This is a genomic window from Parabacteroides caecihominis, from assembly GCF_023656785.1.
Lineage (GTDB): Bacteria > Bacteroidota > Bacteroidia > Bacteroidales > Tannerellaceae > Parabacteroides > Parabacteroides segnis.
On sequence record NZ_JAMOKS010000008.1, the window covers coordinates 93,905 to 120,293 of the forward strand.

General features: G+C 41.5%; 23 protein-coding genes. 9 read left to right on the forward strand and 14 right to left on the reverse strand.

Annotated features, from left to right (window positions below):
* Positions 1 to 10 precede the first annotated feature (10 nt).
* From NBH14_RS08330 to NBH14_RS08345, 4 genes are all read right to left on the reverse strand, one after another.
* Positions 11 to 664 carry an acyltransferase gene (locus tag NBH14_RS08330; protein WP_186960750.1) on the reverse strand — a complete coding sequence of 218 codons (654 nt, stop codon included), beginning with the start codon at positions 662 to 664 and terminating at the stop codon, positions 11 to 13.
* Between the two features lie 322 nt (positions 665 to 986).
* A complete protein-coding gene (locus NBH14_RS08335) occupies positions 987 to 2,735 on the reverse strand; it encodes a PD-(D/E)XK nuclease domain-containing ATP-binding protein (RefSeq protein ID WP_250817300.1) in 1,749 nt (582 codons plus the stop codon).
* A gap of 28 nt (positions 2,736 to 2,763) precedes the next feature.
* Entirely contained in the window at positions 2,764 to 4,329 is a 1,566-nt protein-coding gene (locus NBH14_RS08340; protein ID WP_186962101.1) for a PD-(D/E)XK nuclease domain-containing ATP-binding protein, read from the reverse strand.
* 108 nt (positions 4,330 to 4,437) lie between these two features.
* The gene (locus NBH14_RS08345) at positions 4,438 to 4,680 is read right to left on the reverse strand and encodes a DUF4248 domain-containing protein (RefSeq protein ID WP_250817301.1); all 243 of its coding nucleotides are present in this window, start codon (positions 4,678 to 4,680) and stop codon (positions 4,438 to 4,440) included.
* Between the two features lie 279 nt (positions 4,681 to 4,959).
* Between NBH14_RS08345 and NBH14_RS08350 the strand changes: the two genes are divergently transcribed.
* The 3 genes from NBH14_RS08350 to NBH14_RS08360 are packed head-to-tail and all read left to right on the forward strand — an operon-like array spanning position 4,960 to position 6,188.
* Positions 4,960 to 5,415 carry an HU family DNA-binding protein gene (locus NBH14_RS08350; RefSeq protein ID WP_250817302.1) on the forward strand — a complete coding sequence of 152 codons (456 nt, stop codon included), beginning with the start codon at positions 4,960 to 4,962 and terminating at the stop codon, positions 5,413 to 5,415.
* A 2-nt stretch (positions 5,416 to 5,417) separates the two neighbouring features.
* Positions 5,418 to 5,864 (forward strand): glucosaminidase domain-containing protein, encoded by a 447-nt coding sequence (locus tag NBH14_RS08355; protein ID WP_186960889.1) that lies wholly within the window; start codon positions 5,418 to 5,420, stop codon positions 5,862 to 5,864.
* A 57-nt stretch (positions 5,865 to 5,921) separates the two neighbouring features.
* On the forward strand, positions 5,922 to 6,188 hold the full coding sequence (locus NBH14_RS08360) for a hypothetical protein (protein WP_186960890.1): 267 nt from the start codon (positions 5,922 to 5,924) through the stop codon (positions 6,186 to 6,188).
* Between the two features lie 147 nt (positions 6,189 to 6,335).
* Here NBH14_RS08360 and NBH14_RS08365 read toward each other — a convergent pair whose 3' ends face one another.
* The 8 genes from NBH14_RS08365 to NBH14_RS08400 form a co-directional block, all read right to left on the reverse strand.
* Positions 6,336 to 7,208, reverse strand: a complete 873-nt coding sequence (locus tag NBH14_RS08365; RefSeq protein WP_186960891.1) for an alpha-1,2-fucosyltransferase — start codon at positions 7,206 to 7,208, stop codon at positions 6,336 to 6,338.
* Positions 7,209 to 7,232: 24 nt separating this feature from the next.
* A complete protein-coding gene (locus NBH14_RS08370) occupies positions 7,233 to 7,997 on the reverse strand; it encodes a glycosyltransferase family 25 protein (protein ID WP_186960892.1) in 765 nt (254 codons plus the stop codon).
* A 23-nt stretch (positions 7,998 to 8,020) separates the two neighbouring features.
* Positions 8,021 to 9,742, reverse strand: a complete 1,722-nt coding sequence (locus tag NBH14_RS08375; RefSeq protein WP_186960893.1) for an ATP-binding cassette domain-containing protein — start codon at positions 9,740 to 9,742, stop codon at positions 8,021 to 8,023.
* A 9-nt stretch (positions 9,743 to 9,751) separates the two neighbouring features.
* Positions 9,752 to 10,939, reverse strand: a complete 1,188-nt coding sequence (locus tag NBH14_RS08380; RefSeq protein WP_186960894.1) for an O-antigen ligase family protein — start codon at positions 10,937 to 10,939, stop codon at positions 9,752 to 9,754.
* Complete coding sequence (locus NBH14_RS08385; RefSeq protein ID WP_186960895.1) at positions 10,936 to 11,976, reverse strand: glycosyltransferase family 4 protein; 1,041 nt, start codon at positions 11,974 to 11,976, stop codon at positions 10,936 to 10,938. Before NBH14_RS08385 ends, NBH14_RS08380 begins: the two co-directional genes overlap by 4 nt.
* Positions 11,977 to 11,980: 4 nt before the next feature.
* Positions 11,981 to 13,060, reverse strand: a complete 1,080-nt coding sequence (locus tag NBH14_RS08390) for a glycosyltransferase family 2 protein (RefSeq protein ID WP_186960896.1) — start codon at positions 13,058 to 13,060, stop codon at positions 11,981 to 11,983.
* Entirely contained in the window at positions 13,036 to 14,184 is a 1,149-nt protein-coding gene (locus NBH14_RS08395; protein ID WP_186960897.1) for an MraY family glycosyltransferase, read from the reverse strand. The genes NBH14_RS08390 and NBH14_RS08395 overlap by 25 nt, the downstream gene beginning before the upstream one ends.
* A gap of 631 nt (positions 14,185 to 14,815) precedes the next feature.
* Complete coding sequence (locus NBH14_RS08400; RefSeq protein WP_186960898.1) at positions 14,816 to 15,775, reverse strand: site-specific integrase; 960 nt, start codon at positions 15,773 to 15,775, stop codon at positions 14,816 to 14,818.
* 335 nt (positions 15,776 to 16,110) lie between these two features.
* Between NBH14_RS08400 and NBH14_RS08405 the strand changes: the two genes are divergently transcribed.
* Entirely contained in the window at positions 16,111 to 16,311 is a 201-nt protein-coding gene (locus NBH14_RS08405) for a hypothetical protein (protein WP_186960899.1), read from the forward strand.
* 89 nt (positions 16,312 to 16,400) lie between these two features.
* Here NBH14_RS08405 and NBH14_RS08410 read toward each other — a convergent pair whose 3' ends face one another.
* Positions 16,401 to 17,219, reverse strand: a complete 819-nt coding sequence (locus tag NBH14_RS08410; RefSeq protein WP_186960900.1) for a helix-turn-helix domain-containing protein — start codon at positions 17,217 to 17,219, stop codon at positions 16,401 to 16,403.
* A 104-nt stretch (positions 17,220 to 17,323) separates the two neighbouring features.
* Here NBH14_RS08410 and NBH14_RS08415 point away from each other — a divergent pair, with 104 nt between their 5' ends.
* The 5 genes from NBH14_RS08415 to NBH14_RS08435 are packed head-to-tail and all read left to right on the forward strand — an operon-like array spanning position 17,324 to position 25,103.
* Positions 17,324 to 18,337, forward strand: coding sequence for an alpha-L-fucosidase (locus NBH14_RS08415; RefSeq protein WP_186960901.1), 1,014 nt, complete (start codon positions 17,324 to 17,326; stop codon positions 18,335 to 18,337).
* A gap of 1 nt (position 18,338) precedes the next feature.
* Positions 18,339 to 20,603, forward strand: coding sequence for a pyruvate formate lyase family protein (locus NBH14_RS08420; RefSeq protein WP_186960902.1), 2,265 nt, complete (start codon positions 18,339 to 18,341; stop codon positions 20,601 to 20,603).
* On the forward strand, positions 20,603 to 21,583 hold the full coding sequence (locus NBH14_RS08425; protein ID WP_186960903.1) for a glycyl-radical enzyme activating protein: 981 nt from the start codon (positions 20,603 to 20,605) through the stop codon (positions 21,581 to 21,583). The genes NBH14_RS08420 and NBH14_RS08425 overlap by 1 nt, the downstream gene beginning before the upstream one ends.
* Entirely contained in the window at positions 21,573 to 22,832 is a 1,260-nt protein-coding gene (gene fucP, locus NBH14_RS08430) for an L-fucose:H+ symporter permease (protein ID WP_186960904.1), read from the forward strand. The genes NBH14_RS08425 and fucP overlap by 11 nt, the downstream gene beginning before the upstream one ends.
* Before the next feature lie 48 nt (positions 22,833 to 22,880).
* Entirely contained in the window at positions 22,881 to 25,103 is a 2,223-nt protein-coding gene (locus NBH14_RS08435) for a glycosyl hydrolase family 95 catalytic domain-containing protein (protein WP_186960905.1), read from the forward strand.
* Between the two features lie 92 nt (positions 25,104 to 25,195).
* Here the strand turns inward: NBH14_RS08435 and dnaJ are convergent, their stop codons facing one another.
* Positions 25,196 to 26,356, reverse strand: coding sequence for a molecular chaperone DnaJ (dnaJ, locus tag NBH14_RS08440; RefSeq protein WP_010803395.1), 1,161 nt, complete (start codon positions 26,354 to 26,356; stop codon positions 25,196 to 25,198).
* Positions 26,357 to 26,389: the final 33 nt, after the last annotated feature.

Consider the following 26,389-nt stretch of genomic DNA (forward strand, 5'->3'; position numbering starts at 1 on the left):
TATCACAACTTCATCGGGGATCTTCCCACACAATATTTTCTCTCAATACACGTGCCGGAGTTCCACCAGCCAAACAAGCAGGCGGCACATCTTTTGTCACAACAGAACCGGCAGCAATAACAGCACCCTTGCCTATCGTTACCCCCTTCAGAATAATACAGCGGGTTCCGATCCAGACCCCGTCTTCTATTATTATCGGTTTACAAGCACTTTTAGAGTCATCACTTTCACAATAACCGTCCCTTACAACATGTCCGTCACCATCCATGACAAGCGTATAAGGGCCAATCATCACATCACGACCCACTTTTACAGAACAACAACATGATAACTCGCATCCATGTCCCATTTTCAATCCTCCAATCTGCAAAGTCGCATCTTTGTGTATATTCACTCTACAGCCGGTAAGTACCAGAAACAATGTATCTATTTCGCAACGACCTCCCCTTTTAATATAAAATTCGGTAGTCCGGCAACATTCACCACTCCAAGGATATCCTATCAACAACTGGCCTCCATCTTTTATATGCAGAGTCCCTTTCGATATACGTCTTAAAACTTTTCGGAAAATTAATATTTTCCCTTTGGAATGATAATATTGTATCATATCCACTTTAAGCAAGAGCTGAATACCTCTAATTAATTTATTATATATACGATTCATACAACATATATTAATTTAGCTGAACTAAACGATTCCGTACTACAAGCCGCCAAAATAACCGGCATAGAGAAACCGGTTGTTCTTTCCGAAATTACTTTTGAATAATTTATTTTGATTGCTTCATCGATATAATCAGAGGAAAGGTTTTGGTGTAAGATTTGACAGATATGAATGTTTGTTTATAGCAACTGGTTGTACCTGGCTCCCCTCTTGAGAGGGGGAAGGGGGTGTGTTATTGTTTCGCCCTATAACTAGCTTTAACACACCCCTTATCCCCTCTCAAGAGGGGAATTAGTTACTCCCGTCACTATAAACTGATAGCTCAATTCTTTTTAAATTCGCACATTGCCTCCGGTTGCCAGCCTCTGTAGACTGCGGCAAGGAGACGCAGACGGGTGTTACCGGTACTGCTCTTTACCCTTTCATCGGATGCATATTTATGCAATTGCGCTTCTGCTTCCTGCATCAACGATTCAACTTTGGTTGTCGTATCATCCCGTTTCAGAAACTTCAACTCTATCAGGTAAGAATATTGCATGTCCGGATAATTGGCCAGATTAGGCATCAGGTAAAGATCTGAAAAACCACGCCCAGCTTCAAACTCAGGCCAGATGATAAAATAATCCGTTAAACCCATATAGGCCAACATAAGTGTTTTGATAGTCGATTCCTGATAGATCGCATCACGAAGGACAGCTTTCTTATCCACCTGATCAGCAAAAAAGCCCAACGCAGCTTCCCATTCTCCAAAATAAGCCATGCGGCGCATACGGTCGGACAATTCCATAAACGGGAAAACAATCGAATCGCGTTCTTTCATCGCTTCCACCAGGTAACCGTAAATCTGTTCGCGAACAGCCAGATTCGGAACTTTCATTATCGTCTCCCCATATTCTATCCGGTCATAAGTCAACAAACCGAAGTAATACAGCAAGGAAACAAAATTTCCCGGATCAGCCAGGTTTTCAGCAGGGAAACTTTCCTTTATCACATTCCCGTTTACTTCTCCTGTATCGATCAGGCGGGTTATGACCGAACGTCCCTCTTCCTGCATCTTATCGATACGGATAAAATGACGCAATTTGCTGTAATCGGTACGGATATTACGGTCCAACATATCGGAAGGGGCATGTCCATCCAATAAGTAGTTATTCAGAAAATAAAGTACCATGTCAGAATTATACATGGTCTGCCCTATACATTCTTTAGCAAAGCAATAATTATCATACCAGGGCTTCATCATACGGACTATTTCATCAATAGGATCAGCCAGCATCTCCTCCTTCTGATAGTAAGACAACATATCTTGCAATTCAGATTCACTGAAACCTACCATATCATTGAAATTACGTTTCGTCGTGATATTCGTCCCGATATTAAATCCACTCGTTACATCATCCAGGGTTACAGGCGACACACCGGTAATGAACATTCGTTTTACAGGAGCTTCCGGACCCGTTGTAATTGCTTTGACAATATTGAAAAATCCACGGTAAAAACCGGAGTCATGTGTCAGGGCACGATACACATTATTACCCTCACTGGATAATATCGTATTTGTAAAATTATCATATTCGTCGATCAGCAGGTAAATAGACAAGCCTAACATACCGGCACGTTTCCCTATATAATTCAACTGGCTGGCTGCCGACTTCAATTCCCGTATGCCCTGTGAGAAACCGGGTTCAAAATATGAAGCATACTGGTCGGCGAACGCTTCCATCTGTATTTTAGCATACATGTTGAAGTTTTCCTCCAACGCCTCTCCCGTTCCACGAACGGCACTGAAATTGAAATAAAGTACCAGATACTTTCCTTGCTCAGAAGTTGGATGTTTACCGATATATTGATTACCGAATAACTCGTCAAATTTATCTGCATATCTCACATCATAATAACAGTAAAGCATATTCAGGAACAAAGACTTTCCGAAACGACGCGGACGGATCAGAAACAGAAAGGCTGCCGTCTTTTCCAAATCCTCAATATATCGTGTCTTATCCACATAATAATAATCTTCTGTAACAATACGAAGATAATCCGTCAATCCGTAAGGTATTTTCTTTGCCATATCTTTCTTCTGTTTTAGAAATTCATCGTTAATTAAAAATCACTTCCCAGCCTGCAATATTCCGTTCATCCGCACTAAAAGAAGCACCAACTTTTACTAACCGCCGCCCATCTGCCTGATAAGGGATCAGGTAACCTTTATCATCAATCTGCTGCAAAGCTTCTGCTGTAGTCCCATTCAATTTAAACTCAAATACATAGATGTAATCACTGGTTTTTACAACAGCATCGGCACGGCCACGGGCACTATGAACTTCAGCATCACAAAACTGCCCCATCAGTTTGAATACAAGATAAAAAACAACTTGGTAATGACGTTCTGTTTTTTCATTCAACTCATAAGGGAAATCTGCAAAAAATGCTTTCAACCTGTTCATAAACGCATCTACATCTCCTGCACGCAATTCACGAACAAACTTACCGATGTAAAAACCGTTTTCATCTTCAGTGACAGCAGTATAAAAAGGGGTAATAAAATCGACGAAGCCATATTTTACTTCTTCATTCGGGAAACCCAATGTATATAAAGCAAACTCTTTATCATATCCTTTGATTGTCAGATAACCGCTTTGATAGAGTAGCGGTATTGGATTATTCGCCTCCATACGATATTCCGAAAAAGCAGAAGCACGCATTTCCACACCTTCCAAAAGCAACCGCAAATCATAATCACTCTTTTTCAATAATTCAACCAGAAAAGTAGGAGTACCTGTCTGAAACCAGTAATTATCAAAACGACGCGTACGTAAACAATTTAAGACACTGAACGGATTAAATATGCCTGGAGTTTCTTCCCGGAAATGATAACCGTCATATTTAAGCTTCATCTGATGGATAGTCTCATCCAATGTAAAATTCATTTCAAGACTAAGGGCCTCCAGTTCCGGTATAAAATTCGAACGCAATTCCTCGGATGTTATTCCGCAGATAGCCGCATAATCCGAATTCATACTGATATCTACCAATTGATTCAAATCACTGAATACGCTTACATGTGTAAACTTAGTTACTCCTGTAAGAAAGACAAATTTCAGGTGGCCATCCAGACTTTTAAGAACGCCATAAAAAGCTTTCAATGTATTACGATATTCTATCGTCAAAGTCTCATTACCCAATGCTTGTAATAACGGTTTATCGTATTCATCTACCAATATGACAACCTGCATACCTGTTTTTTCTTCTGCACGGCGAATAATACCGGCAAAGCGGGTGGAAAGGGTTTGTTCATCTTTCCCTTTCCCGTATAAATCTTCCCACCGTGTAAGATGAGAACTCAGAATAGCTTCAAGAGCTTTAGGAGAATCATATTTTTCAGCATTCAGATCCAGATGCAATACCGGATATATTTTCCAGTCCTGTTCCAGTTTTTCAACCGCTAAACCTTTAAACAGATGCTTTTTACCTTGAAAATAGGCTTCTAATGTCGAAAGAAACAAACTTTTACCAAAACGCCGCGGACGGCTTAAAAAATAGGGATTACCGGACTGAACCAATCGATATAACAAATCGGTTTTGTCTACATATACAAAATCTCCTTCACGAACCTTTTCGAAGCTCTGTATCCCGACCGGAAGTTTTCTGGTTTTCGTATTCATATCGAAACTATTTCCTAATTATTACTTGTCATTATCGGCAACTATCACACAAAGATAAATAATTATACCGTACGTACTGTCTAATTTTCAATTTCTAATTTTCAATTCTCAAGGCTCTCCCAGAAACCTGAAAATCTGTTGCGTCTGTAGCGGTGTAAACTTGCGCTGACCTTTGCGCCAGCCGGATTGCTGCAAGGCGGTTGTCAGGTCTTTGTTGAAGGCAATCCAACGCTTGATGGCTTTCGCTGCCGAATCGGGCTGCAAGGACGGGTTATATAACAAACCCAACTCTGTTAGTCCGTAACTGCGTACTTTTACATGTACTTCCGATTGTTCCGTTTCCTTATTCATATCCTGCTGTTTCTAATTGGTTTATGCTTTAAATTTACAAAATAAACAACAGAAAAACAAGCGTTTACCTCTATATATTCCAACTGAAATCATTTTATAACCAGACATATCAGCCTTTATCCATACATAACCGTACATAACCGGAGTTAACCGGAAACGACACTCTCCTACCGTCGTACCTTTGAGTTGTTATCGATAACCAATCAGTTAATCGTCAATAGCTTTCGGAACATTTCCATTAGCATATTGGCACATTGTCAAATTAAAAAATTATTTCCCATGGCTTTAAATTATCACCTCGTAAAACGTCCCGACATGCGTAAAGACGCTGCCGCAGGCTCCGAGCTGTATTATGCACAGGTACGGGCATTGAAGAAAGTCAGTTTCGAAAAGTTATGCAGCATGATCGCCATGCGAAGCACCGCGTTTATCGGTGATGTCATGCTGGTGATCGAAGGCTTGCTTTCGGTCATGCAGGAACGCCTCGAAGAAGGCGATATCATCTGTATGGGCCGCCTCGGCAACTTCCGCATGGTAGCGGGAAGCAAAGGGGCCGCCACAAAGAAGGATTTCGATACCTCCCTCTTTAACGATGCACGCATCGTATACGTATCGGGCACTATGCTGGCCGATATCAAGAAAAATGCCAAATTTGAAGAACTGAAACCGATCACCGATCCGGATGCCAACAACAATGGCGGCAGCGGTTCCGAAGACCGTCCTGAAATCGAATAGGCATGGATAAGCAAGTATTCTTCAAACAGTTCCTTCCGGCTGCCCAGGCGGCCGGGGAACATTTCAAGCTGAATCCGGATATCATACTGGCACAAGCCGCCATCGAAAGCGGCTGGGGTGAAAGCGTTCTTTGCCGGACGTTCCACAATTACTTCGGACTTACCGGATACGGACAACCTACCCTCTACTGGAAAGGGGCAAAAACCCTCCGGATAGAGGACGGAGGACTCTCTCATCTGCAATTCAGGATCTATGAATCGGATCAGCAAAGTTTTTTCGATTTTGCTCGGTTGATCCGCACAGTTTATCCGACGGCTGCTGCTGTCAGCATTTATCCCGAGGCTTATGCCAAGGAAATCGCCTACAGCCGCTACATCAGCGAACAGAACGGCGACAACCGCGAAGCCTACCGGCAACTGCTGATTACGATCTGCAACTATATGAAATAAATAACCGCTCATTGGCATATTGGCATATTGGCACATTAGCACATTAAAATTATTCCTATGAAATATCTTGAAGCTATCCTCGGTTTCCTGACAACGATCGCCCGATTGATTTTTCGGGGCAAAGGGAAACATAAACCTGGTCAACCTATGGTTGACGATACTGGCCATCCTGGCTGTCCGCCATCAGAATACGGAAGTGGCGCTGGCAGCGATCGGGGCGATACTCTCAATCTCAGGGAAACCTTCCCTGCACCCGAAAAAATAATGGGTACGGCACTGATTCTCTGTGCAACGGGAGGGTATTTGCTGAAATTGCTGGCATAATCTTTTCCTCTTGGGGGGAGGTATCAAAAGTCACTATCCTGTCATCCCGGGCTTGACTCGGGATCGCATACTAAACAGTGTATATCAACTTAGTATAAGTTAGCGTATCAAGTCCGCCATGACAAAACGGACTTTTGCTCCCCCCTCCTACAGACGACCTATACACCGGATTTTCCTGATTACCTTTTTTATAAAAGCACCTCCGGCATGAAAATATAATGCAATTTTTCCCGAAATAGGTATTGCTGTCCAATCTTCAGGGCACAGATCTTTCACATTCAATAATTTCCTATAATAAGGTCCGAACCACGGAGCCGGATAAATAACTTTCTTCTCCGGATTCGAATTCAGCCAGGCGCCCCACCAGGAGTAAGATGAATTACTTATTATATGATGGCTGCACATTGTCTGCAAATAAAGATCGACCACCGGGGATTCGTTTTCAGAAAAATAAAACCGCTCCCCTTTAAAATGTTTTTTGCACCATTTTATATCATTACTGATCACAAGAAACGAGGAGTCTGGAGCAAAGCAGGAGATTGCTTTTTTGAAATAATTCATACGGCATACCGGATGTTTATATTCCGACAACAAATAATCACCCCGGCGGACATGTATGCAAACCGGATTTTTCGCAAGAACATCATGATACTTTTCCCGAATATAAAATTCTGTTTCCGAATCTATCTCAAACAACGAACGGACCGTCTCTTTATCAAAATATTTCTCCGACTGAAAACCACCCTTCAAAAGCAAGTCTTTTTTCAAAGGAAGAATAGAATAAGTAAAATAAGGTTGTTCATATATCTCTGTATCTTCCGGCTGTTCTATCTGAAAATCAATCTTACGCAGAATTGACTGCCGAAATGGCTTTACATATTCATCGATCGTTCCATTCAAAAAAAACGGATGGCATGATATGGCCTTATAAGGAACTCCTGCACGCTTCGCTAAAGAAGCACCTGCTGCAATTTCAAACAATATATTTCCCAGTTGTCCGTCTAAATATGAGTATATCATAATTTTAAGTATAAATATTTCCTTTCACCCGTGTAAATGCCTGATAATCCCAATCGTTCTCAGGAAATAATATCCCAGTTTTTCGTAAGCCATACGACATTCGATCAATGAACGCGGCAAAATTCTTTTTCTCCCTGAAGAACGTTTTTCGTCCAGAATGGACGAGTCGAACGTATCCCATTGCTGAATAACGACAGATGGATATAAGCTATAGACCCGGATACCCCACCGACGGAACAAGAGCCAGTCGTCTGCCACCCAATAGGGAAATTTTTCCTGTAACAGCAGGTTAGCAGCCTTTTTATTAATCAGATAAGCTGTTGCGAACAAGGCGCTATATACAGGATATAAATAAAAGTTTCCGTAAAAGGGGGATTTCTTTCCCATAGACTCAAAATCGGCATGCAATAATAAAACCAAGGGTTTATCATCCTTCATGAAATCCATAACGGATTCTGAAAAATCTTCCTTAAAAACACCTTCCACAAAACGGGCATCATCTTCCAGTATCAGGGCAAATTCCTGGTCTGACTCCAGCATACGTTTATAACATGCGCGATGACTCAAGACACAACCGATTTCCCCGGGCAATACGGATCGCCTGTAGCGCCGTGTATAATCTCCGGTATTGAACAAACAGCCTTTCTCCTCATCCGTCAATTCTTTTCCATATACAGCCCTTACCATTTCGACCTCCAGGCAAGGATATTGCCCGGTTTCATTCAGGATATTTTCTCTGCGTTCTTGATCTTTGGGCAGATTAATTATATAAGTTTTTATCCGATCCATATTTTTTCTTTTTACATTACCTGTTACTGTATAGTAGAGATATCCACAATCCTCCGGCAAATCGCTAACGATTCGGGCCGATGGGAAATAAACAGTAAAGTCAATCCCGGACATTCTTCCGATAAGCGGAGGATGGATTCATTGATGGCATGTTCGGTATTTTCATCCAATGAAGAAGTCGCTTCGTCGAACATAAGGATCTCCGCCTTTTTATATAAAGCCCGGGCTATGCCCAGCCGCTGGCGCTGACCGCCCGACAACAGGCTTCCTCCCTCGCCCACCGGTGTATGGACCCCTTTCGGAAGAGTATCTACAAAATGATCCAGTGATGCCAGACATAAGACCTGCCGGATTCGTTCCATATCAGGCAAACAGTTACTGTCGCCCATCACGATATTGTCCAGCAACGTTCCTTCAATCATAAACAGTTGTTGCGAGACGTATCCGATCCGGCTTCTCCACGATACCAGTTTATCGGACGACAAAAGGACTCCATCGACAAAGATCCCACCCGAATCAGGCTGCAGGAATCCCAACAATAAATGGAATAAAGTAGACTTACCGGAGCCGGATTCCCCCCTGAATCCTACAAAATCGCCTTTCCTGATCTCCAACGAATATCGGCAGAAGACCATTTTCTCTTTATCGTATGAAAAAGTGATATCACGAATCTCTATTAAATGATGGAAATCGACCGGATTTTGTACTACCGGTTCACCTTGAGCCGGTTCCGATTCGATATCCGACAGGACTTCAAAAATAAATGAATTTCCTTTCATTTGAAATACACATCCGGTAATCTTTATTATACTCGGCAATACCCGGTAAACAGCGATGGCGAACACACCGACAATGAGTCCCAACGACGGAAGTTCAAACAGTTGCGTAGCAACGATCAATACGACAACCGAACTGACAATAGCCACTTCCAGCACTTTTTGTAAAGAACCGCCAAGCAACATATTACGAACCATAATATGATTTTGTTCTTTCAACAGACCTGAAAACCTGGCGGCGCTTTCCGGAAACGTATTGTTCATCTCCATGTCCGTAAAACCGATAAAAGTTTGTTGCAGCAACTTCCCTTTCAAGGGGACTAACTGATACAATCTTTTCCCGTACTCTTTTATTCTGGAACGTGAAAAAAGATAATAAATCAATGTGATCGGAACAAATGTAAATACCACCAATAAAAAAACATAGATATTAAAAGCAATCAACCCGATGAGGATAGATATTGTAACAAAAATTTCGCACGCCAACTGTGTGAAAGGTACAAAATAGCCCTGGATTAAATTACCAGCCACACCATTTACCTGATTAATCAGCCTATGGCTGTTATTTTGCTTGATAAACAAATATCCCCTGGAATAATAACAACGATACAACCGCATGGATAAATAAGATGATATCGATAACAGCCGCTTATCTTTCAGATACTGCAACCAGGCTGACAGGCAAACACGCACGATTGAAAAGACCAGTACCGCCATACAAATAAAAAACACAAAGGAACGAGTACTGTCAAAACCGGCCCAATTATAAAGTAAAGCCAGATATTTATTTTCCAACACCACATTATCGTTCAATACCAGCAACAGTATCGGCAACAAAATACCCGTTCCTATCAAATCTATAACAGCCATGACAAAAACAGCCATCGCGATTCCCCATAAACGCAATCTGTACAGGCCCGGTAAAACCTTATATAAACGCATTATCTCAAGAGGTATCAATCGAATCATATCAATTAATCAATTATTTGTATTTACAAGTTTATTGCATTCCGATAATAATAGCCACAGGAAAAAACAGAGATAAGCACCCGAAGCCATCAGATATCCTTCAAAAAACAGATGAAAAAAAAACAGAAATAAAAGGGAGCCTAAAAAATAGCCGTTCAATCCAACCGACTCTCTTCGAAAAAGAGAATACATTGAATAAGTAAACGGAATGAAAAAAGACAGAAATCCCACGAGGCCCATCGATGATAGTAAAAACAACCAACCACTTCCCGGCTCCACCATACCCGACTTTTGGTTCACCTTGTCTTCGGCCCGTACATACTCCATATTCACCGTGGAAAAACCTACTCCGAAAACAGGAAAAGCTTTGAATTCCCGGATACGGTCTTGCCAAAGGCCATTTCGTGTAAGAGTCAGGCTTCCCGACTTTTTACTGCTATCCATCTTCGAGCGCAACCGTTCCGTATAAGGCCACCAGATACCTGAAGTCAACACCGACAGACAAAGTACCGTCAATAAGATCCTTCCTAACCTCGTTATATGATGACGATAAATCCGGCTATATAAAAAAACAGCAGCCAAAAAGGTTGCTCCCAAAGCCGAGCGGGAACCTGCCAACAGCAAAACGACTATCGAAACAATTGCAATTCCCATTTCCTTATACCGGTCGAAAACGGTAGAAGACAAATAATACCGATACACGCTATAAATAAACGAGATCCCACCTAACGGGCCTATTAACATGGATTGATTGGTAAACCCCTGAAAACCGCTATAACCATGCACGTATCGTAAACGGCATGCCCAGCCGATAAATGAAGCCAGCACGATCCAGCGTATTGCTGTCAGTGTATAGACAAAAAGCAGACGCCTCCACGCTATCATGACCGGATTGACAAAGAAAGGTCCTATCGCCAGAACTACCGATGCAAAAGCCATCACACGAAACCATACCCTGAAATAAGCCGGTATTTCATTTACCCACACCGACAAAATGATAGCAATCAGAAATGGCAAATAAGTATACGACAACATAAGACCTTCCCGCAAAATCAACCAGATAAGAGCTCCCAGCAAACTACCGTAATAAATGGTATCAGGCACCACAGGAAGAAAAGGTATCGCTTTGGTCAGAGAAACCAAAAGAATACAAAACAATAGGATACGGGATATACTATCTATTCTTCCGATAGTCATTTCAATAGAGTTAAAATGCGTTCAGCTACTACAGACGGAGTGATCAGATAAGATAACTCCCGGCTTTTCTTTCCCATCTGCAACCATTCCGGCTCCGGCAAATGAATAAAACGTTCAATAACCTGACGGATGGCACGTTTGTCTCCGGGTGTAAACAAAAAGCCATTCTCCCCGTCTTTTACAAAACAACTAACAGCACCACAACAACCGGAAGCCAGTATAGGCAATCCGCTGCAGGCCGCTTCATGGATCACTAAAGCCCAGGGTTCGAAAACCGATGGCAGGATAAATGCTCCGGATTGTTCCAACTCCTTCATTAATTCCTCCTGCGGCATAAAATCCTTTATCTCCACATCCGGATAGCCTTGCAGCTTCGGATATTCGGGACCATTTCCTATCAAAGTCAGTTTCCAGCCGTTACGGTCCGGCAAAGACTTCCAGGCTTCCAGTAAATAATGTAATCCTTTCGCCTTCGCAAAGCGTCCCATATATAATAAACGCCGGGGATAAACATGTTCCCGGAACCCCGGATCTATTTGATGGAACAAATCCACATCGGCCGACAGGTTATTCATCAGGACCTGTTCCGGACGAAAACCCAGTTTACGGGCATAAACGACCTGCGGTTCGCCCGAGACAAACAGATGACTGAACCACCGACGATGACGGAAACGGGCAGTCAGGACATTCAGCCATTGTTTACCACCCCGCCATTGCGTATCGCTCGAGGCAATTATCGGAATCCGGAAATTTTTACGAATCCAAACACATGCTTCATTGTACATGGGGTCGATCCAACCGGCACACCAGACCAGATCAGGTCTTAATCTTTGTACCAATATATTCAGATGATCGACATTCCAAAATGAAGAACGGTTATAATAGGTTATCCCCTGCTCCATAGGAGGATGATAGGGCGTTAACTTATTAGTGTCCCATAGAACGACATGCATCCGGCAACCTCTTTCTACCAATGCTCTGAAAACAACTACGTTGTAAGGCATCAACTCCGTATATAAAACTAGTATGACAGCCATTTTCTCAATGTATTATAAGCATCCGGAACCTCCGGTAAAGAAATTCCATACGATATCTGAAAAAAAACAAGCAGGAATAAAAGAACTCAGCAAACCACGGAGATGCATAAAGCAATAAATTCCGGAACATCTTCTGATAGATATCTTCTATAGCGGTTTCCCTAACTATATTCTTTAGCTTGGACGAAGAAAAAAATTCAACATGTAATATCCGTAACCGCTCCTTTCTTGATAGATTTGCATTTTGCCAGTATAAACTATGCAGATAAATACAATAATCACTGACTTTCATTCTTTTCAGGTAATCATCAGAAAGAGCTTTATCTACTTCAAAATGATAAAAAAAAGATTGAAGTACTTCTTCTTTTTGTTTGTGTGCTTCCAGAAAACCAGCCCTGTAAGAGGAAAGGATCGTGATCTCTCCCCGGCGGATATAATGGTAATAAGCACCCGGTACTATACTCACTGTTCCGATTTCTTTTAATACCTGCAGATTAAAAGAAATATCTTCAAAAGGAGCTTCTATCTCAAATATCAGCATCCGGTCTTTGAGAATCCGGGTACGGTATAATTTATTGCAGGCATAATTAAATAAGCACAATTCGGAAAGCTGCACAAAGAGAGAATAAAAATTCATTTGATCCCGTTCCGTATATTCCTCTCCTATCTTATCCAAATGAACACGATTCTCTTTCGTAAATTCAACAGTAACGCCACTTATCACAACATCTGCCTCTTCACGCAATGCCACTTCATACATGGATGAAAACATATCAGATTCTATCCAATCATCCGAATCAATAAAGGCTATATATTCTCCTTTTGCCACTTGCATCCCGGCATTCCTCGCAGCACTCAGATGTGCATTTTCCTGGTGAACCACGCGAATACGGGAATCTTTAGCCGCATACCGGTCGGCTATCTGCCCGCTATCATCCGTCGAACCGTCATCTACCACAATAATCTCGATTTCCTGCAAATGTTGGTTGATGATACTGTCCAGACAGGCCGGAAGATATTTTCCGGCATTATATACGGGAACTATTACTGAAACCAGGATCATTCCGGATGATTCCTTTTCCATATATTCAATATTTTACTGAACAAAATACCCAGTGACAGATTGATCGCCAGCAACAGGTTTATATTACAAATACCTGTAAGCCAGTTATTCAGAATCAATAAAGCGATTGTAAAGACCAGAATAAGTACCGTTGCCTGCAAATGACTCATGCCGGCAGCCAAACATTTATGGTGCAAATGATTCTTGTCAGCAATAAACAAGGGACGGTGGTGCATAGCACGAACCACCATCACCCGAAAAGCATCAAATATCGGAATGAATAATAAAGTGAAAGGAATAACCAGATTCTTTATATCCAGTTCTGTCTCCGGTACATATATAGCATACTTAATTATCAAAAAGGACAACAAATAACCTAAAAATAGCGAACCGGCATCCCCCATGAACATTTTAGTCCCTCTGGTGGTACGTCCACATATATTAAAATAAAGAAAGGGAATCAAACTACCGGCAGCCGAAAAAGACAGCATAGCATACAACCATAACTCTTCATGAAAAAACATCAGACCGATCACCAGAAAAGAAAATGTACTTCCTCCGGCAGCCAATCCGTCTATACCGTCAATCAAATTTACAGCATTCGTTATAAACACAATCACAAGGACAGTCAACGGTATTGCCAGATATACCGGCAGGATATACAAGCCGAATAGTCCATACAAATTATCCAGATAGAAACCTGAGAGTGGAAGTAAAGAGGCAACCAGAAACTGTGTAATGAACTTCTTACGATAACGAACTCCTATCAGATCATCTTCAACTCCCAGCATATACAGGAAAAGACAACCGACCGACAAAAATAAAAACTCTAACAGGATATTGCCAGTCAACTGCTCGTCCAATGGAAATGCTATCAGATAACGATAGCCTATCACAAGCGACATTGAAAGAACTGTGGAAGGAAAAAAAGCAATACCTCCTAACCGCGATATTCTTTCATGATGGGATTTGCGGCTGTTTGGAATATCATATAAATGCTTACGCTTGGAGATATTAATAATTTGAGGAAGAAAAATCAATGAAAAGAAAAAGGATAAAACCAGGCAAAGAAACATAGACATTTTACTTTTCAACGGTTCTCCGTAGACAACCTCTAAAACAACTAATAATGAATTAGTTAACATGTAATTATTATTTGATGGTTGATATAACAAAGGTCGTCAGTCCCATTTCTGGAGGTGACATACTAGTGCTTTTTATTTTGACCCTTATTTATGGAATAAGGGTCATTGAGTTTAAGTCGCTATATATCAATACAGTACCAACACCTTTTATATACAGAGTAAGTAAAAAGTCACTAATGATGTCTATTTATGATCTATATATGACACGGAAATAATTCGTTGTCTGAATGAGGAAAGGATAAGAAACTGGAAATGGAAAATGATAGTGTTTATTTAGTAAAATAATATTACAAAACTCAGGATTCCTTAAATAAATGTCAATTTATTTGTTTCTGATAATTGGGATGTTCTGCTAAGATCAGTTAATGGTTTTATAGCAGTTGTCCTTGAGTTTCATAACAGTTTCATTTTTAGGACATTTAGCATTGTTTTTTCATGAAATTCTGCTATTTTGTTTTAAATTTAATCTTTTTTAAGACACAAATATCCTTCCGGCTCAAGTTTTATCAATTTTAATTTTTTACTTTTGCGGCATAATAGATTTTCAAGCTATTTGGTAGTTTAGGGTATAGATTACGCAACTTTAATTCTATTAGTATATAAGCAATGACCCTTATTCCATAAATAAGCGTCAATTCTTACACGGCTTTCCATTTGCCCACTTTTCTACAAAGTTTATGATTTTCAAATTCACTTGATCAATGACCGTTTGATCCAAACTACTTAAATAAAATTGAGTTGTTTTCTCCGATGTATGCCCCAAGGCCTGACTGATTACCGATATGGGTACCAAGTTTACTTTCGCACGCATTGCCCACGAATGACGCGCCACATATGAAGTCAATTTTACAGGAGTGGACAACTTATTTCCGATAGTAGCCAGGCGACGGTTATAAGTTCGTAAAGCCACCTTATAGTTCTCATAAGAAGCATCAGGAGATTTTAAAACCGGAAACAACAGGTCTGATCCCACATCAGCATATTTGTCAAGCAAACGACGCATACCCGAAGTAATTGTAACACGGATCTCTGTTTTTGTCTTGACACGATAATACACCAGTACGTTACCACGGATATTAGCACGGGTCAGATGAGCCAGGTCTACGAAAGCCATACCGCAAGCCATAAAACTAAACAGGAACAGATCACGGGCGAAGTCCAGTCTTTTATTACTTTTCAGATTCAGATTAGTGATCTCCTTGATCACATCCATTCCAACCGACCGTTTATAAGTCTGTACAGGACGTAAATAAACTTTCTGAAACGGATTTTCTTTGGGAGTAACCAGTTTTTCCGAAACCGCCGCATTATAAGTTGCACGAAAAATACTCGTATAGTTACTAACCGAATTCTGACTGAGGGACAGTGATTGTAAATAGGTTACAAAATCTTGTACCAGATGACTGTTCACACGCTTCAAATGAAAGGTTCCTTTACCCCAAAACTGCTCCAACTGGTGGTGGGTTGCCTTATACAAACCAGCCGTACCTTCTTTCCCGGAGTCATATTTCTCTTTTCCGAGACAATCCATATAACTCAATACATCTCCGCAGACATGTACCTTCTTTTCTCTCTCTTGCAGTGTTACCATAACTATCATTTTTTTAATCGAAATATAAATAACAAATATAAGAGAAATGTTGTTGCAAATCATTGGTTTTGGAGGAATTACAATATCAAAAATTCCCTTTGATTCAGTAACCGAGAGAATAAGAAGGACAACGCAATAAGGGACATATATTACTTCAAAACTCAATAAACATAATGAATTTCGAAGGATCAGCTCATTTTTGTTTAAAGAATATAGAGAAGATATTTTAAGCGGAAAACTCATATTCTTCATGACAAAGTTTGAAAAAACTAGAGGTAACTAATTGTATATTAAAAAAAGGATTACTTTTGCAAAACAATTTAAGATTAGAGTATATGAATAAAGAACAATTAGCTGAAAAGCTATATCCGGGATGGAATACGCAAGATGAAACAAGCATTCATCAAGACATGAGTACCGCAGAGCGTTCTGAAACAAGTGATTACAACTTTTATTCTGAAGTTAGTGATATAATGGATAGATCATTGGAGAAACCTTCTATGAGTCGTTCCAATGATGTATTTTATTTTGTATAATATAAATATTAGAAATAGGGTGTTCAAATGAACATCCTATTATATTTTATATCCACCAAGCTAATCTCCGAGTGTATAATCTTTCGCTTTTAGAATAAAACCTCTCCCCTCCTTTTCTTATAATCGCCGGGAGTGATTCCGTAGTGCTTTTTGAATACCCGGCAAAAGTAGGCGTCATCTGTGAATCCCAGCTCGTAAGCTATTTCCTTTATGGTATATTTATCATTGATTAATAGTTGTAGAGAGGCATTCATCCGTAATAAAGCGATATAATTGTTCGGAGTCGTATTCAGCAGCTTTGTAAATATCTTATGAAAGTAATTCGGAGATAGACAACACAAATCGGCAAGCATTTTCAGATTCATCGACTCCGTAAAATGCTTATTGATATACCGTACTGCCGGTTGCAAACGTTGTATATTATAGGTTTGTTCATTCTCATCCAAAGGATATCGCTCAAAAATACGTATGATAAAGGCTTGTATAAACGTCTGGAGCTTCAGTAATTCAAAAGTATATTTATAGCATGAAGCCGCACTCTGAGATTGTAATTGTTCTATATCCGGCATGAGTACATTTTGTTCCTTAGCTACGTCAGGCAGTTCCACAACAAGCGGCAAAGACAATAACCCCTGATAAACAACCAAATCTTTCGGTATAAAATGCAACCAGTGAGTAGAAAATGAAGAATTACAGTATTGACGGGTCAGTTTATTGCCATTAATAAAATAAGTCTTATCCTTCTGCAAAGTAAATTCCTGCTGTTCATCGCAAATACGGACCTCTCCTTCTGTTAACTGATAGATTTTAAAACAATTATCCACCTCTGTCCGCTTTTTATTCCATGAAACGCTTCCTGTATAAAAGCCTCCGGTAAGAATCTCGTATGTCTGGGATAAATAAATCATATAAAATATGCATTATGATAAGATTGTACAAATATAAAGTTTTTTTTTGCAAGATTGCCGCCACACAAATAGCTAAGTTTGTCCAAACTTTAAATCAGAATAACATGAAAACATTTTTTACAAGCCTTTTAGGGCTATGCTTGTTGGCTGCAACCTCTTGCCAGTCGACAAAACCGTCTATCAGCAAGGAGGTTATTCCTAACGATACCAGGGCACAAGAGATGAAGGATATGAAATTCGGTATGTTCATTTGTTGGTCTTTAAGTACTTTCTCCGGAAAAGAATGGACCGGAGAAGAACTGCCTGTCGAATTTTTCCGTGCTACGGAATGCGACACGGACCAATGGGCCAGAACCGCGAAAGAAGCAGGCATGAATTATATCTATTTCCTGACCAAACATCATGACGGCTTCTGTTTGTGGGATACGAAGACTACCGATTTCAAGATTACAAATGCCCCGCTGGGAAAGGACGTAATGGCAATGCTTCGCAAATCGTGTGACAAATACGGTATAAAACTGGGGATTTATTTCTCGGAAGGCGATTGGAACTGGCCGGAAGCCGAACGCGGAAAAGGAGGTCGTGGCGGTAATAATCCGGAAGTTAAGAAGGCTCAATTGAAAGAGTTGCTGACAGAATACGGTCCCATAGAACTTATCTGGTTTGACCATGCAACGGGCGACGGCGGACTTTCGCATGCAGAGACAACCCGTTGGGTCCACCAGTTCCAACCGAATTGTTTTGTAGGCTATAACCACGGAGAACCATCCGGACGTTTATGTCTGCGGGAAATGGGAAAACCCGGACGATTGGGTGACAGCGAAGCCAGTAAGTACAATAAGGAACAGGAAGCTAATTATAACGGATACCTGGTTGCCGAATTTACCTATCCTCTCCTTCCGCCGCATCAAGGTGGTGCCATGTGGTTCTATTCTCTACCCAAGCACGATAATTTGTGTCACCCGGCTTCCAAAATATATGAAGATTACCTGAAAGCCGTAGAGTATGAAAATATATTTTCCGTCAATATAGGTCCCGATTACAAAGGCCGTATTCGTGATATAGATGTGAAAACGTTGCAAGAAGTAGGGACGATGATTAAAGAAAATAATAAATAACATGAAAAATACACTGTTTAAAAAGAGCGGGCGGATTGAGCGTTTACATAAACGGAATCTGGAACTGGCACAGCATCATAAGAGAGATATTTATGTGGATAATCCTGAGTTTCTGGTATATCACTGGTCAGGCAAAGCGGCGACTTTCAGTCCCGCTACGGGAGATACTGCCGCTTCGGAAAGCGAACGAATCAATCTGGGTGACCATAATTGCCGTATTGATGTCGGAGGCCCTTTTCCTTTTGCCAAAGAAATGCCTTCCAAAGTCTCAGGCTTTTCCAATACTCCGATAAACTTTGCGACGGATTATGCCTTCTTTCTGGACCACAGCCCGGTTGCAATTCACCCTTATGAGAAAATAGTGGGAGAATTTTACTGGCAGCTGGACGAGGCGCGTTATTTCAAATATCCGCAGGAAAACCAGGATTTAGGTTTTAAAGCAAGAGAAATGGGGGCCGGTGGCATGAGTCTGACCCATACTTGTCCGGATTTATCCATTGGGCTCGACTTGGGTTGGAACGGTATCTTAAAGAAGATACGTCATTATAAAGAACAATACCAATCATTCGACAATCAATATAGTTATGAATATCTCTGTGCAGCAGAAATTGTGTGTGAATCCATTATCCGTTATGTAGAGAGATATGCGGAGGAAGCCAAAATACGGGCAAAGAACGAAAGCGACCCGGAGATAAAAGCTATTTACGAATCGGTTTCCCGGAGTTGCCGAAACCTGGTGTCTAATGCTCCTTCCACCTTCCTGGAAGCATTACAATGGATTAACTTCTTCCAGATAGCGGAACGTATCATTGGGCATGGAAATGGTTACGGCCGCATGGACCAGCTGCTACTGCGTTTTTACCGGGCAGATGTAGAAAAAGGCATTTTAAATAAAGAGACTGCCCGCGAACTGATTGCCGAGTTGTATCTGAAATATGGCGGTAACTATTTTTGCTTCGGCGGACGGGATAAGGAACTGAAAGATGCCACCAACGAAGTAAGCTGGATTGGAGTGGAAGCATACGATATGCTGGGTGGATACAACCAGCTGGGAGTGATGTGGCATAGCGATATCGACCCCGATTTCTGGGAATATGCCTGTGATGTAGTCGGACGGCATGGTTGCGGCGCTCCTACGCTGGTAAACTATGATGTGATGCGGGCCAGCGAACTGCGCTCCGGATATAAGGAAGAAGATGCATGGAATATTGCCTATTCGGGATGCCAATGGTATTGTTCGGTAGGAAAAGAATATAGCGACCAGGATACCAATTCCCTGGTTCCCATCCAGCCGCTACAACGCACGATACGGTATGCCGCTCAAAACAAGCTGTCCGACTGGGATGCTTTCATGGCTCATTTCCGTCGGGAACTGGATGCAACGACGGACGCATTGGTCGAATTTAAGAACAATACCTACAAATGGCAGCCCAAAGTATGGCCGGAAATAGTAACGTCTTTCTGTATGCATGGCCCGATAGAAAACGGCAGAGATGTAACGGACGTCAGGGCTGTGGCAAACAATTATACTTCGGTGAATGTATTGGGTGTTCCTAATTTATGCGACAGTATGTTTGCTATACGTGAGCTGATATTCAAAGATAAAAAATATACTTTGGATGAGTTGGAAGAAGCTTTGACTACAAACTGGGAAGGCAGGGAAATCATGAGGCAGGATTTTCTGAATATGCCAAAGTTCGGGAATGATAATGCTTCCGTCGACGATATGACCGTTGAAATATGTACATTGATACGTAAAATGCTGGAAGAAAAGCATAATATAAAAGGATTCCATTTCCGTCCATCTCTATTCCAGTTCATGGGACATACATATGCCGGACCGATGCTGGGAGCAACACCCGACGGACGAAAGGCGGAGGAACCGCTGGCACATGGTATGAATCCGATGCATGGACGGAACAAAGAGGGGATTTTACCCACGATGCGTTCTTTCACCAAATTGAATTACAGCGAATACCAGGGCGGTTCATTCCAGATAGAACTTCATCCGAGCTTCTTTCCCGAAGATAAACCTCGCGGAACTTTTGTCCGGGCTTTTGCCAATCATTTCTTTACCTGCGGTGGTGTACAAATCAATTTGAATGTGGTAGATATAGCGACCCTGGAAGACGCAATGCATCACCCTGACAAAGATGAATATAAGGGAATAGTCGTGAAAGTGACCGGCTATTCTGCACATTTTGTATTCATGGATAAACAATTCCAGCAGGAATTTGTAAAAAGGGTCAATTATCAGAATTTGTAATGCAGGAAAGAGAACTGGCAGCGAATCTTGTCAAGATTACTCCGCTATCTTCACATGACGGTCCGGGGTTGCGAACGACTGTTTTCTTTAAAGGTTGTCCGCTACACTGCCGCTGGTGTCATAATCCGGAAACGATTCATCCGTTTCCGGAACTAAAATGGACTAAGCGCGATTGCATCGGTTGCCGGCAATGTGAAAAGGCATGTAAAAACGGAGCGATTGATTTTTCCCTTAAAAGAGAGTATGTAATCGATACGGATAAATGCATCCGGTGTTTTTCCTGTGTAGAACATTGCCCATCAAAAGCATTAAGTATCATCGGTCATAAATATTCACCCCAAACGTTATCGGCCTGTATCCTGAAAGATGAAGCGTTACTAAAAAGCATGGACGGAGGAGTTACATTTTCCGGAGGTGAACCTGCCCTGTATCCGGATTTTATAACCGTTCTCGCGAGAAAGTTGAAAGAGCGGGATTTACATCTGGCCCTCGATACATGCGGACAGGCTTCCTCTTCAGCCTATGAACAGATGCTGCCGTTCCTGGACTTGTTACTATTCGATATTAAAGAGATAAATCCGGAGAGACATATTACTTTTACAGGGAAAGATAACAGGAGAGTAATTGATAACCTCCACATTATTGCCGGATTGATTCGGAAGAGCCGTCTGCATACACAAATATGGGTCCGCACCCCCTTAATTCCGGGAATGACGGCCTCTGTTGAAAATATAGCAGGCATCGGAAAATTACTCAACGACTCTTTTTCAGACCTTATTGATAAATGGGAACTTTGTGCTTTTAATAATATGTGTGCCGATAAATACACAGAATTGGGATTAAACTGGTCATTGGCAACAGTTCCTTTACTAACAAATGAAGAAATGGCAGCTTTGCTTGACACGGCAAAAAAATCGGCTGGCGAAATAAAACAAATAACAGCCTCCGGGCTTATAAAACAGAACTCTTATGATGATTGAAAATAAAACGAAAATGGTTAATCGAAAATATCTGATACCTTTTATCTTAATCACCTGCCTGTTTTTTATGTGGGGGATTCCCAACAATTTAAACGGTATACTGATAAAACAATTTATGAAGTCTTTCGAACTATCCATATTGGAGGCGAGTTTGATTCAATCTGTTTTTTATATCGGTTATTTCGTTTTTGCTTTTCCGGCTGCTACAATCATGCAAAAGTATGGTTATAAAACGGGACTGATCGGGGGACTATTACTTTTCTCCGTAGGTTGCGTGTTATTCTGGCCGGCGGCAATAGCCGGTAGTTATGCTTTTTTCCTTTTTTGCCTGTTTATTATCGCTTCCGGCCTCACTTTCCTCGAAACAGGAGCCAATCCTTTTATTGTACAGTTGGGAGATGAAGAAACGGCTGAACAACGGCTGAATCTGGCACAGGCATTCAATCCTCTGGGTTCTATTTTCGGAGTAATCATCGGTACGGTTTTCATTTTCTCCGGAGTAGAGTTAAGTGGAGAAACAATCGCAGAAATGAAAGAGGCAGGCGAATATACCGCATATTTAGAGGTGGAGACTTTACGTGTTGTCACTCCTTATCTATTTCTGGCTGTATTTGCCTGTATATGGGCAATCCTTTTGTGGAAAATAAAATTACCGGAGCAGCAGACGACCAAGGAACAAGCCACCCGTATAGGAGACTCCCTGAAAATCCTGCTGAACAATAAAGAGTTCATGAAAGGAGCCCTCGCCTTATTCCTGTATGTCGGCGCCCAGGTCGGGACATGGAGTTTCTTTATATTATATGTACAACAATATGCAGGAATGACAGAAAAAACAGCCGGCTATATGCTCTCCGCCACTTTGGTTGCTTTTACATTAGGCAGATTATCCGCAACCTGGTTGATGAAGCTGGTTAAACCGGTCCGGTTGATGGCCTTTTACAGTCTGATTAATATCATTCTGACAATCTGTTGCATATTAATGCCAGGTGTATTCGGTACATGGTGCTTATTATCGACCAGCTTCTTTATGTCATTGATGTATCCCACTATTTTTGCATCAAGCCTGAAAGGGTTGGGAGAACACACAAAGATTGGCAGTTCGGTAATGGTAATGACTATTTTAGGCGGGGCCGTCGTTACCCCTCTTATGGGAGTAATCCAGGAAATATCCAATGTTGCCGTCTCTATGATTCTTCCTTCAATCGCCTATATGTATATTTTTTATTATTCAATTAAAAAGTCTTCTTAAAACAAGATATTAAATCTGATGTAAAATAATAAAAACAAGAAATTTACCATGAAACAGTTTTTCCTTCTTTTATTGCTTTGGGTCAATATAGTTTATGTACATGCCAATCATATCATAGACCAGATTGATTGGGAGACATTTCTATCCCGCCATGATTTAGTATGGGATAAAACACCCGACAGTTATTTCAATGCTCCATTTCTGGGTAACGGATTGCTGGGTGCAATGCTTTATCAGCCATCTGGAAATATGTTGCGACTGGATATCGGTAGCAGCGAAGTATTGGAACACAGAAATACGAATGCCAAAAGCATTGTGGATAACGGGCGGCTTCCCATCGGTTATTTCGAATTTGCCACTAATTACCGGATAAAAGGGAGTACCGGAAGATTGGATATCTACAATGCGGAAGCCCGCTTCAACCTGGAGATGCATAGAAACCAAACGGTTGAAATGAGAGTCAAAGTATTACGAAATACAGATATTATCGTACTGGACTATCAACCGACAGAAAACCTGAAAGGATATTGGGTATACCGTCCGTTACCATCGGTCGTTCCCCGCCAGAACCCCAACAGAGGACATGTTTACCTGAATCCCCCCGCAGTTCAGCGTATCATAGGGGATGTAAATTTATCCATACAAAAAAGAGATGGTGGAGGCGATTATGTAACGGCCTGGAAAGAGGTACAATTAGCTGACGGAAGCCGCCGTCTGCTAATTACGGTACAGGACGATTATCCCAAAAATACCGATTTGAACAGAGTTGCTTCATTGCTTAATGAATATGCTGATGAAAACAAAATGAAAACAGCCTTCAATGCGCACAGAGACTGGTGGAATAATTTCTATACCCAAAGTTTTGTCTCCATTCCCCACCCGCAGATGGAATCCTTATATTGGGGATTACAGTATAAGTTAGCTTCCATGATGCGTAAAGGAGCTCCCCTATGTGATTTGATGGGCCCCTGGTATAAAGAAACGAACTGGCCCGGAGTGTGGTTCAATCTGAATACACAAATGCTGTTCAGCTCCCTTCATATATCTAACCAGCAGGAACTGGCTTCTACCCTAAGCGATTATATACACGATAACGAACAGAATCTCATCAACAGCATTCCGGAAGAATATCGTCATAACGCCGCAGGATTGGTTCGTTGTACCGGCCGGGAACAGATAGACCCGGTCTTTGAATGGCCGAATGCGGAATATCCGGAGCGTTCAAACCTGATTTATTTGATGTATTATATGTGGGAACATTACCGGATGACAATGGACGACACTTATTTACGCAAGCAATATTTCCCATTATTAAAACGAGCCGTCAATTTTTTATTGAATGTACTGGAAAAAGACGATGCGGGAAAGCTGCATACTCCCAAAGCCCATTCCCCGGAAGCTATCAATGATTCTGATACAAATTATGATTTGTCGTCTTTACGATGGGGTTGTCAGACTTTGTTGGAAATAAACCGGCGTCTGAAGTTGAAAGATAAACAACAAAAAGAATGGGAAAACACACTGAACCATCTGGTTCCCTATCCGACCGATCAAAATGGTTTTATGGCATCAGCACATCAATCCGCACCGCTGGGACATCGTCATTGGTGTCATTTATTTCAGATATACCCTTATTATCTGGTAAACGTAGAACAACCGGAAAATCAGGAGGTGATAATGCGTTCTTTACAATACTGGGGAGATCCTAAAATACCTAATACCTGGACACAGGCTGTCATCAGTTCGATGTATTCGTCCATGCAACAAGGGGAAAAAGCGTTAGAACACATGAATTACGCATTAGCTACCAAAAATTTAACTGCTAATTTCATGCATTCGGAAGGTGGTAGTCCTTGTTCGGAAACTTACGGAGGTTTGAGCCGCATGTTACTGGACATGTTGATACAAAGCTGGGGAAACAAAATACGTATATTTCCGGGAGTGAGCAGAGAATGGAAACAGGCGGTGTTCCATAAACTAAGGGCAGAAGGCGGTTTTTTAATCTCCGCCAATCGCAAAAACGGCAGTACTGAATGGATAGAGATTGAAAGTCTGGCTGGTGAACCTTGCATTTTACAGCATGGTTTTAACGGTAATTACAAAATATCCGGAGCCAAAATAAAGAAAATAGATGATTCGTCTTGCCGGGTATATTTGAAAAAAGGAGAAAAAGCTCTTTTATATACCGATAACGCAAAACCGATTATTACCCCGATAGTTATTCCTCAGGGACATTATAATTATTACGGAGTATCAGCCGCTAAACATTAAATCAAACTCTCTGATAATAAAAAAGGGTAAAGCCAACTTCCTGTTAGTCGACTTTACTCTTTTCTTATTTATCTGAGAATATTTGAATACTTCTAATCAAACATATGTCTGAATTTGCTGAAGATCTTCTCTTTCATTGTACGGTTCGGCTGGAAGTTCGGTGAATTATCCAAACCGGTCAGCGTTTCTTTTTCTGACGCTGATAATGTTTCAGGAATATATACGCTGACATTTACCAGCAAATCACCTGTTCCATAACTGTTCACGGAAGGAAGTCCCTTATTTCTCAGGCGAAGGACTTTACCCGGTTGCGTACCCGGTTCGATCTTCACTTTCGCTTTACCGTCGATGGTCGGAACTTCTACGGTTCCTCCCAAAGCAGCCTGGGGAACACTCAACAACAAGTTATACAGCAAGTCATTCTCGTCACGGATCAGTTCTGCATGCGGTTCTTCTTCAACCAAAATCAGCAGGTCACCGTTTATACCTCCGTGGCGGGCTGCATTTCCCTTTCCGCTCATGGATAACTGCATTCCTTCAGCTACGCCGGCAGGTATGTTGATCGTAATGATCTCTTCATCACGCATAACACCCTCACCGTCACATTGAGCACATTTTTTAGTGATGATCTTTCCTTCACCGCCACAAGTCGGACAGGTAGACTGTGTCTGCATCTGACCCAAAATTGTATTGGCAATACGGGTAACGACACCACTGCCATGGCAAGTCTCACAAGTCTTGGAGCTGTGATCGTCTTCTGCTCCGCTACCGTGACATTTGCTACAAGGTACATATTTCTTAACCTTTATCTTCTTCTCTACTCCGTTAGCGATCTCTTTCAGATTCAGTTTTACCTTCACACGCAAATCTGATCCGCGGTTCACACGACGGCCGCCACGTGAGCCTCCGCCAAAACCACCGAAACCGCCAAAGCCACCAAAATGTCCTCCAAAGATGTCTCCGAACTGAGAGAAGATATCTTCCATTGACATTCCGGCTCCACCAAAGCCACCTCCCTGGGATGCACCTCCTACTCCGGCATGCCCGAACTGGTCATAGCGCTGGCGTTTCTGAGGATCACTCAATACGTCGTACGCTTCGGCAGCTTCCTTGAAGTTTTCTTCTGCCTGTTTGTCACCGGGGTTCTTGTCCGGGTGGAATTGGATTGCTTTCTTTCGATATGCTTTCTTAATTTCTTCTACTGTGGCGGTTTTTGACACCTCCAGCACTTCGTAATAATCTCTTTTAGCCATCTTTGTATTGTTGTTATTTGCCCTCTAGCATGT

Excerpts from the sequence above, each read along its gene's own strand:
- NBH14_RS08410 (WP_186960900.1), bottom strand. The coding sequence starts at position 17,219 with ATGATTTATTTATCCCAGACATACGAGATTCTTACCGGAGGCTTTTAT.
- NBH14_RS08390 (WP_186960896.1), bottom strand. The coding sequence starts at position 13,060 with ATGGAAAAGGAATCATCCGGAATGATCCTGGTTTCAGTAATAGTTCCC.
- NBH14_RS08360 (WP_186960890.1), top strand. The coding sequence starts at position 5,922 with ATGAAATATCTTGAAGCTATCCTCGGTTTCCTGACAACGATCGCCCGA.
- NBH14_RS08365 (WP_186960891.1), bottom strand. The coding sequence starts at position 7,208 with ATGATATACTCATATTTAGACGGACAACTGGGAAATATATTGTTTGAA.
- NBH14_RS08415 (WP_186960901.1), top strand. The coding sequence starts at position 17,324 with ATGAAAACATTTTTTACAAGCCTTTTAGGGCTATGCTTGTTGGCTGCA.
- NBH14_RS08435 (WP_186960905.1), top strand. The coding sequence starts at position 22,881 with ATGAAACAGTTTTTCCTTCTTTTATTGCTTTGGGTCAATATAGTTTAT.
- NBH14_RS08380 (WP_186960894.1), bottom strand. The coding sequence starts at position 10,939 with ATGACTATCGGAAGAATAGATAGTATATCCCGTATCCTATTGTTTTGT.
- NBH14_RS08395 (WP_186960897.1), bottom strand. The coding sequence starts at position 14,184 with ATGTTAACTAATTCATTATTAGTTGTTTTAGAGGTTGTCTACGGAGAA.
- NBH14_RS08335 (WP_250817300.1), bottom strand. The coding sequence starts at position 2,735 with ATGGCAAAGAAAATACCTTACGGATTGACGGATTATCTTCGTATTGTT.
- NBH14_RS08400 (WP_186960898.1), bottom strand. The coding sequence starts at position 15,775 with ATGGTAACACTGCAAGAGAGAGAAAAGAAGGTACATGTCTGCGGAGAT.
- NBH14_RS08340 (WP_186962101.1), bottom strand. The coding sequence starts at position 4,329 with ATGAATACGAAAACCAGAAAACTTCCGGTCGGGATACAGAGCTTCGAA.
- NBH14_RS08345 (WP_250817301.1), bottom strand. The coding sequence starts at position 4,680 with ATGAATAAGGAAACGGAACAATCGGAAGTACATGTAAAAGTACGCAGT.
- NBH14_RS08405 (WP_186960899.1), top strand. The coding sequence starts at position 16,111 with ATGAATAAAGAACAATTAGCTGAAAAGCTATATCCGGGATGGAATACG.
- NBH14_RS08350 (WP_250817302.1), top strand. The coding sequence starts at position 4,960 with ATGGCTTTAAATTATCACCTCGTAAAACGTCCCGACATGCGTAAAGAC.
- fucP (WP_186960904.1), top strand. The coding sequence starts at position 21,573 with ATGATGATTGAAAATAAAACGAAAATGGTTAATCGAAAATATCTGATA.
- NBH14_RS08425 (WP_186960903.1), top strand. The coding sequence starts at position 20,603 with ATGCAGGAAAGAGAACTGGCAGCGAATCTTGTCAAGATTACTCCGCTA.
- dnaJ (WP_010803395.1), bottom strand. The coding sequence starts at position 26,356 with ATGGCTAAAAGAGATTATTACGAAGTGCTGGAGGTGTCAAAAACCGCC.
- NBH14_RS08420 (WP_186960902.1), top strand. The coding sequence starts at position 18,339 with ATGAAAAATACACTGTTTAAAAAGAGCGGGCGGATTGAGCGTTTACAT.
- NBH14_RS08385 (WP_186960895.1), bottom strand. The coding sequence starts at position 11,976 with ATGGCTGTCATACTAGTTTTATATACGGAGTTGATGCCTTACAACGTA.
- NBH14_RS08330 (WP_186960750.1), bottom strand. The coding sequence starts at position 664 with ATGAATCGTATATATAATAAATTAATTAGAGGTATTCAGCTCTTGCTT.
- NBH14_RS08355 (WP_186960889.1), top strand. The coding sequence starts at position 5,418 with ATGGATAAGCAAGTATTCTTCAAACAGTTCCTTCCGGCTGCCCAGGCG.
- NBH14_RS08375 (WP_186960893.1), bottom strand. The coding sequence starts at position 9,742 with ATGATTCGATTGATACCTCTTGAGATAATGCGTTTATATAAGGTTTTA.
- NBH14_RS08370 (WP_186960892.1), bottom strand. The coding sequence starts at position 7,997 with ATGGATCGGATAAAAACTTATATAATTAATCTGCCCAAAGATCAAGAA.